Annotated in this window: 3 protein-coding genes; all 3 read left to right on the top strand. The window is 36.8% G+C overall.

Features of this window, described 5'->3' with window-relative positions:
* The first annotated feature begins 233 nt into the window (after nt 1-233).
* Nucleotides 234-1571, top strand: a complete 1338-nt coding sequence (locus tag PHI38_RS10130) for an FCSD flavin-binding domain-containing protein (RefSeq protein WP_299855752.1) — start codon at nt 234-236, stop codon at nt 1569-1571.
* A 93-nt stretch (nt 1572-1664) separates the two neighbouring features.
* Nucleotides 1665-1847 (top strand): DUF2892 domain-containing protein, encoded by a 183-nt coding sequence (locus PHI38_RS10125; protein WP_299855750.1) that lies wholly within the window; start codon nt 1665-1667, stop codon nt 1845-1847.
* A gap of 61 nt (nt 1848-1908) precedes the next feature.
* A partial coding sequence (purM, locus tag PHI38_RS10120) for a phosphoribosylformylglycinamidine cyclo-ligase (RefSeq protein ID WP_299855748.1) occupies nt 1909-2792 on the top strand: 884 nt, incomplete at its 3' end.

Here is a 2792-nt window from a genome sequence, read left to right as displayed (position 1 = left end):
AAAATATCTTTTGCCTCTTTAGACGTACATAAAGGCACGTGTACCATCATTTCATTGTAGATAAAATCTCTCATTTTTATAATTTCCTAAGTTGTTTTGTGCGATTTTAACATATTAGAATTAAAATCTCTAACTTAATTTTACACTCACGACTTTTCTCTATGCTTAAAATAAGCTATCAGTAAGTCATAAAATGATAATATTATCACAATTTTCAAACCAAAGGGAGTTTCATGGCTATATCTAGAAGAGATGCTTTAGCGTTAGGTGGCTTAACGGTCGCATCTTCGGCTCTTAATGCAAACACAAATGCTTCAAGCCAAAAAACAGGCAAAAAAAGCAATTCTAAAACAGATTATAAAGCAGCACTGCCAGAGACAAAAAATCCAAGGGTTGTAGTAGTTGGCGGTGGATGGTCTGGACTCTCTATTGCAAAATATACAAAAGTGTTTGCTCCAAATGCAGATGTTATTTTAGTTGAGCAAAGACATGAATTTATCTCTTGTCCAGTTAGCAATCTATGGGTTGTTGATAAAGTTAAACTGGAGTATTTAACTCATGATTACCTTCAAGCAGCACGAAAAAACAACTACACATACTTCCACGCAACTGCTATTGATTTAGATAAAGAAAATCAGGTACTAAAAACGAGTGAAGGCGACATAAGCTACGACTATTTGGTATTTGCACCGGGAATTGAGTATGACTACTCTCGTTGGACAAATGATATAGCTTTTGAAAATAGATTAAGACAAGAGTATCCAGCTGGGTTTATCCCTGGTTCTGAGCATATGACACTTAAGAGTAAAGTAATAAACTTTAAAGGCGGCAACTTTATATTAACTGTTCCTGCTGGAAACTACAGATGTCTTCCTGCTCCGTATGAGAGAGCATGTGTTATAGCTGACTACTTTAAACAAAAGAAACTAGATGCAAAAGTCATTATTCTTGATGCAAACAACGCTATAACTATAAAAGAAAAAGGCTTCCACTCGGCATTTACAGAGCTTTATGCTGATTATATAGAGTATGTACCAAGCGGTGTAATTACAAAGATAGACTTAGACAACAAAGTTGTTTATACAGAGTTTGATGAGTATGAGTTTGAAGATGCTGCATTTTATCCTCAAGTTAGAGGGGCTAAGATTTTAGAGAGAGTTGGCCTTGCAAAAGATGCTAAAAACAAACTAGAAGCTAATATAAATGAACTCACATATGAGGCTATTGGTGCTAAAAACGTCTATATTACTGGCGATGCTCGCCCAATGGGGTTTTCAAAGTCTGGAAACACTTCTAACTCAGAGGGAAAATACGTAGCTTCTTTAATAGCACAAAAAATAAATAAGACAAAAAAAATAAAGTGGGAGTCTCCAACAACAACCTGTTTCTCCGCTATCTCGATAGCTCCAGAAAAAGCGATTTATATCTATACACAATACGCTTACGACAAAGACACGGTATTTAGCTTTGCAAATACTATAAGTGGCGAGGAGTGGAAAAAAGATGGCGTGCAAAATGCAACATCTCTCTATAACTGGGCCGATGCAATGTATGAAGATATGTTTAACTAATGTTTTATTTATCTCTTTGGCTACTCCCTCTTGATAAGCCAATCTCTGATATAATCTAGATGTTAAAATAAAAATGTATAAAATGGAGTCAAAATGAATTATGACAAAATTAGAAAGAATTGTAGAGTTATAAGAATAGTTGGCGGTATTGCACTTATCGTTACTGGATTTATCACAGGTAATGCTTGGTTTTACCTTGGTATTCTTCCTCTAATAGCTGGCATAGCGAACTTTTGCCCACTTTGTTTGATCACTAAAAAGTGCTCTATAAAGTAAATTAACTCTAGCTTTAACTCTCATTAGATATAATTTCCCACTTTAATTATGGGAGCCATACATGAGCCAAATCAGCTACAAAGATGCCGGCGTCGACATAGACGCTGGCAATAGTTTCGTAGAAAACATCAAACCTTTAGTAAAATCAACAAAAATTCCAGGTGTTTTAGGTGGCATAGGCTCTTTTGCTGGTGCATTTGAACTCCCACGCGGCTTCAAAGAACCTGTAATGTTAGCTGCTACTGATGGTGTTGGAACAAAACTAAAACTAGCAATTGACTCAGGCATACACAACACTGTAGGTATCGACCTTGTGGCTATGTGTGTAAATGACCTTCTTTGTAACTTCGGTACTCCCTCTTTTTTCTTAGACTACTATGCAACTGGTAAACTTGATGTTAAAGTTGCAACAGATGTTGTAGCTGGTATCGCTGAGGGTTGTATCCGCGCTGAGTGTGCTCTTATTGGTGGAGAGACTGCTGAGATGCCGGGAATGTATTCACATAATGATTATGATTTGGCTGGTTTTGCAGTTGGTGTTGCTGAGAAGAGTGAGATGGATAGAGTATCAATGGTTAGAGCTGGGCATAAGCTAATAGCGCTTCCTAGCTCAGGACTTCACTCAAATGGCTTCTCGCTAGCTAGAAAAGTTCTCTTTGAAAAGATGAACTTAAATTTCAATGATGACTTCAACGGAAAAACTCTTATACAAACACTTCTTGAGCCTACAAAAATTTATGTTAAAACCTTTAAAGCTCTAAAAGAGCACATTGTTGCCCTTGCCCACATTACTGGAGGCGGTATAGTAGAAAACCTTCCACGCGTTCTCCCAGAGGGCTTAATGGCAGAGATAAAGAAAGATGCCATAAAAGTGCTTCCTATCTTTGAGCTAATCTCAAAACATGTAGATAAAGAAGAGATGTATAGAGCGTTTAATATGGGTGT

This window comes from Sulfurimonas sp. (assembly GCF_028694895.1).
Classification (GTDB): domain Bacteria; phylum Campylobacterota; class Campylobacteria; order Campylobacterales; family Sulfurimonadaceae; genus Sulfurimonas.
The sequence above is the reverse complement of the archived record's forward strand: the minus strand, read 5'-3'. Positions and strand labels throughout refer to the sequence as shown.

Bases quoted from the DNA above. Each gene is read 5' to 3' on its own strand.
- PHI38_RS10130 (WP_299855752.1), top strand. From the start codon at position 234: ATGGCTATATCTAGAAGAGATGCTTTAGCGTTAGGTGGCTTAACGGTC.
- PHI38_RS10125 (WP_299855750.1), top strand. From the start codon at position 1,665: ATGAATTATGACAAAATTAGAAAGAATTGTAGAGTTATAAGAATAGTT.